At 38.2% G+C, this 4,209-nt stretch carries 7 protein-coding genes; 5 read left to right on the plus strand and 2 right to left on the minus strand.

What is annotated here, in order from left to right; genetic code table 11:
* The first annotated feature begins 342 nt into the window (after nt 1–342).
* From IQ219_RS17330 to IQ219_RS17345, 4 genes are all read left to right on the plus strand, one after another.
* Nucleotides 343–696, plus strand: coding sequence for a hypothetical protein (locus IQ219_RS17330; protein ID WP_194073437.1), 354 nt, complete (start codon nt 343–345; stop codon nt 694–696).
* Nucleotides 697–763: 67 nt separating this feature from the next.
* Nucleotides 764–994: a calcium-binding protein with excalibur domain protein gene (locus IQ219_RS17335; RefSeq protein ID WP_194073438.1), complete on the plus strand. Its 231-nt coding sequence runs from the start codon at nt 764–766 to the stop codon at nt 992–994.
* Nucleotides 995–996: 2 nt separating this feature from the next.
* Nucleotides 997–1,425 carry a hypothetical protein gene (locus IQ219_RS17340; RefSeq protein WP_194073439.1) on the plus strand — a complete coding sequence of 143 codons (429 nt, stop codon included), beginning with the start codon at nt 997–999 and terminating at the stop codon, nt 1,423–1,425.
* A 311-nt stretch (nt 1,426–1,736) separates the two neighbouring features.
* Entirely contained in the window at nt 1,737–2,303 is a 567-nt protein-coding gene (locus IQ219_RS17345; protein WP_194073440.1) for a site-specific integrase, read from the plus strand.
* 98 nt (nt 2,304–2,401) lie between these two features.
* On the opposite strand, the gene IQ219_RS17350 is transcribed toward IQ219_RS17345, so the two are convergent.
* Nucleotides 2,402–2,815: a heavy metal-responsive transcriptional regulator gene (locus IQ219_RS17350; RefSeq protein ID WP_194073441.1), complete on the minus strand. Its 414-nt coding sequence runs from the start codon at nt 2,813–2,815 to the stop codon at nt 2,402–2,404.
* A gap of 238 nt (nt 2,816–3,053) precedes the next feature.
* On the opposite strand from IQ219_RS17350, the gene IQ219_RS17355 reads away from it, so the two are divergent.
* Complete coding sequence (locus IQ219_RS17355; RefSeq protein ID WP_368667629.1) at nt 3,054–3,809, plus strand: MauE/DoxX family redox-associated membrane protein; 756 nt, start codon at nt 3,054–3,056, stop codon at nt 3,807–3,809.
* 78 nt (nt 3,810–3,887) lie between these two features.
* Here the strand turns inward: IQ219_RS17355 and IQ219_RS17360 are convergent.
* The coding region (locus IQ219_RS17360; protein ID WP_194073443.1) for a hypothetical protein at nt 3,888–4,209 on the minus strand (322 nt) is incomplete at its 5' end.

The raw sequence follows: 4,209 nt of genomic DNA on the forward strand, positions 1-4,209 counted from the left end.
TTGTCCAATAGCTAAATAAAAATGACCACAAAGATTGAAAAATTTAACTTTCTTTAAAGCTTTGCTGATTTATCCATTAATACTCTGACAACCCTAGTTAACTACTGAGTTGATTATTGGGGATGCTATTAAGTAGGGTCTAAAATATAGCGATATTTACCAATGAAGATAGGAAATTTTGTCCAGATAAATTGACCCCAATAACTTTTACTAGGGGTTTCTAACCTGACGATCTCTACCAACTCCGATTAAAGTTAGGGGAGCAATGCCCTATCTGCCCAAATACTTTTTACTGCTGTTCAATGGTGGCGGTGATTATTACCATCAATCTCGTGATCAACAATGATTAACCAAGCTATTCAATTAGCCCAACTATTTGGCGATCTCCTAACTGTGGCGGATTACAGCATGGCTTACGCTTTGCTATCCCCGGAACTGCAACGGCAATATCCACCCCAAATACTACGACAAACGGTGGAAACGATGATTGACTATGGTTCTGGCCCCATCGACAGGGCGATCGTTATGCAGGAATGTCTCTTAAGGGAGTGGCAATATCCCCCCATGGAACCCAATGATGTCGTCTGGTTATACGTTTCTTTGGAGGGGGAAGATTTTGTGGAGGCTGTATCGGTGATTATCCAAGATCGGGAAGGAAAATTAGCAATTCGTTGGCTTGAGTGGGGTAGGCCCTGAATCCTTTAATGTAGGGGATAGCTTAATCCAGTTCTAAAACATAACGGCGTACCATAAAGCAAGTCCAGTGGCGATCGCTATTAAACTAATGATTGAATTGTTTTTACTTTTGGCTCAAACCCCATCAGCTCAATGTCATCCAAGTTATCCTGACCTTTGCCTACCAATTGGCCGGGACGTTGATTGTTCTGATATTCCCGACTCAAAAAAGCCAGTCAGGATTACCGGCAAAGATGACCACCGCCTTGATAAGGATAAAGATGGTTGGGGCTGTGAACTCAACAACGGCGATCGCTAATTATGAACAGTAAAAAACGTCTTGCAATTATTGTTTCCACATTTTTGCTTGGATTTATTGGTTACAGAATATTTTTCAATAAAATACCCGGAGAAGTAAAAAGCCTGACTTTTGAATCCATCAAAGCTTTTAATACGCCTATCAATATCTATCAAGAAAATCCATCGTTGCCAATAAATGGAAGCTATTTGCAATCTATTAAAGATTTATCAGATAAAACAGCTTATTTTGGGCAAAAATATCCTGATAATCCCGAAATCAACAATTGTCTTGATTATATAGATTCATACAACAATCAAGTTCTTAATATCTTTACAAAGATTAATCAAACCATTGTTCTAAGCGGATTCTATGAATTAGATGATTTTGAGCAAGATTCAACTGAGAACTTACAAACCCAGGATTTGATGTTGAAAGCGTGTGGTATTTAAAAAACTTTTTTTGATACTCCTTAGTAATAACCCCCAGCCAATCAGACAAGGAAAATGAAAATCAGAACAAAACAGTACAAAACACACCATTGAAAATCGTCTCTAATCCTTATATTTTGCTTTTCAGGTATGATTCATCGTTTCCGTAAGTAAAACACTGTTTGGGGCGATTTTAGAAAAAATAGTAATTTCCCTAATTTATCAACTGAGATAAATTTGCAATAACTTATGTTGAGAGGTGGGGAGTCAAGAAAATTCCACGATAGAATTAGGGTTGTGGGAGCTATTCAATGTTTCCTCAGTTTTATTGAATGAAGATTAACCGTCAGGGACAGGCAAAGGTATTAACTGAGCAGGAATTACATGATCTGTTTACTGTTGGATTGCTCACTCCCCGCGATCGCCTCTTGTTTGGCATTTGTCTTTATACTGGTTGCCGTATTGGGGAAGCCTGTTCCCTGGCTTGGGCTGATGTCACCACCGATGCCATGACTTTCCGCATTGAAAAAACCAAAACCAAATCTAGTCGCACTGTGGCCATTTCCCAAGCGTTACAAGCTTTGTTTGATGAGTATCGGCAAGCTCAACAATGCTTTAGGTTTCCATCGTCCTATGTGTTTCGTGGCAAACGGGTGGGGTCACACCTTCATCCTTCCATGGCCCATAAAATATTGAAGGCCGCCACTGACAGGATTAGTGTTAGGGGAGTTTCTACCCATTCTTTCCGCCGGACTGCGTTAACGATGATGTGTCGCAAGGGAATTAATTTGCGGGTTATCCAAAAGATTAGTGGCCACAAGAATTTGAATGTGTTATCCCACTATCTGGAGGTTTCTGAACAGGAAAAGGAGCAAGCGTTATCAACAATTTCTTTTTAAAATCGACTATTATTTCGGTACATTTGACTCCATAGAGATATCCCACAAATCTGACGGGTGCTATCTTCCCAACAATAAGGCGATCACCAAGAATTTTATTACCTGTCAACAGATGCAATGAGTGGGCAAAAGCTCTCTTCATTATCATCATCAGATATAGATGACCATTGAGAAGAATACCTTTCTAATTCTGATTTGAATGACATCATACTTTTAATCTTAAGATCAAGCTCTGTTATTTTGTTGATCAATAATATTTTTACTAAGTCACAAGGATTTTTTCCATGACTTGTAACTTCTAAAATTTGCTTAATTTCTTCTAAAGAGAATCCTAAAGACTGGGCTTTCTTAATAAATTTAACTTGCTGAATAGCATTTTTGCTGTAATAACGATAATGATTGTCTCCCCTTTCTTCAGGAAAGAGTAAATGAAGTGTTTCATAATATCTTAGAGTGCCGACGGAAACCCCGGTCTGTTTAGCAATATCCCCAATTTTTAAGAGACTAACCATAATCTTCACTCTTTTTGAAGGGTACTAATCTTTCTATTGTAAACCCTCTAGTTGGCTATAGGGTCAAGCCCTTTACATAAAAAACAATATTAAAAAATAGTGGTTGTAACCCTTGACTCTATAGTCCACTACAGGGTCTACATTTAGCTTATTAACCTGCAATATCTTTTTTGAGGTGAGCCTAATGACAATTGTCCATGAACGCCTAACTGAAACCACACTTCTGAAGGTGTATAGAATGTCTACTCCAGACCATAACTGCCCTTGGGGACTGAAAGCTATCAATTTGTTACAAGAGCAAGGTATTCCTTACGAGGATATTAAATTAACAACTCAAGATGAAGTTAATTCATTTAAGATCAAATATGAGGTGGCAACCACACCTCAAATCTTTCAAGGAGAGACAAGGATTGGGGGCTATACTGACCTGGCTAAACTGTTGATGGTTGATCCAGAAAAGGCTGATTACTCCTATACCCCAGTAATTGCTCTATTTTCAACGGCTGGGCTAATTACCTTGGCAACATCCCTAGGATTAACTGGATTAATGGGAATTTCTTTATCCATGCTTGCCTCGTTGAAGTTAATGGATATTGAGTCTTTTGCTAATAGCTTTGAAAAATATGACTTGATTACTAAAAAATGCAAAGCTTATGGTAAAGCTTATCCTTTTATTGAATTAATCTTAGGTTTGGGTTATTTATCGGGAATAGCACCATTAGCCACTGGCATTGTTTCTTTTTTAGTTGGCATTAGTGGTACAGCATCAGTTTTTAAGGCTGTTTACATTGATAAACTATCTTTGAATTGTGCTTGTATTGGAGGAAATTCAAAGGCACCTTTAGGGATTATTAGTTTTTCCGAGAATGCAATCATGGCTCTGATGGGAGTTAGTTTGCTGTTCTCTTCTGTAGGTCAACCAGTATTAAATACAGGGGAAATTAATGATTTTTGGGTGTCCAATAGAATAGAAACGGTGGAAATTAAACACTAATTGATTTTTATTAATTGGATAATTTTAGGATTTTATGAGCTATGGGTAGTGGTAATCAATTTACTGTCCATAGCTATTTCAATATTTAAAGTTGAATCTTCCGTTGACTTTTTCACCATCAATGTCACTCAAAATTGCAAGTTTATAATCCCCTAGGACTTGGGTAGAAAGAAGAGCTGTATAGTGCTTATCTTGATCACTATAGGCAAAGTTAATGTCTTGCTGGCTACCATCGGGAAACTGAATTTTTCCGGTCACAACGGCATTGGGAACTGCTTCATGTTCAATGCCTTTCTGTAGGTAAAAATCCAGATGGAAACCGCCAGCTTCTTTGAGGGTAGCCAGTTCTAAATGGTAGGGGCCGACTTCTACTACTTGTCCTCCTTGACCCCCATTAGAT

Origin of the sequence: Synechocystis sp. LEGE 06083 (assembly GCF_015207725.1) — a bacterium.
In the GTDB taxonomy this organism is placed as follows: Bacteria; Cyanobacteriota; Cyanobacteriia; order Cyanobacteriales; family Microcystaceae; genus Synechocystis; species Synechocystis salina.

Coding starts and splice junctions, on each gene's coding strand:
- IQ219_RS17330 (WP_194073437.1), top strand. CDS start 343: ATGATTAACCAAGCTATTCAATTAGCCCAACTATTTGGCGATCTCCTA.
- IQ219_RS17340 (WP_194073439.1), top strand. CDS start 997: ATGAACAGTAAAAAACGTCTTGCAATTATTGTTTCCACATTTTTGCTT.
- IQ219_RS17345 (WP_194073440.1), top strand. CDS start 1,737: ATGAAGATTAACCGTCAGGGACAGGCAAAGGTATTAACTGAGCAGGAA.
- IQ219_RS17350 (WP_194073441.1), bottom strand. CDS start 2,815: ATGGTTAGTCTCTTAAAAATTGGGGATATTGCTAAACAGACCGGGGTT.
- IQ219_RS17355 (WP_368667629.1), top strand. CDS start 3,054: ATGTCTACTCCAGACCATAACTGCCCTTGGGGACTGAAAGCTATCAAT.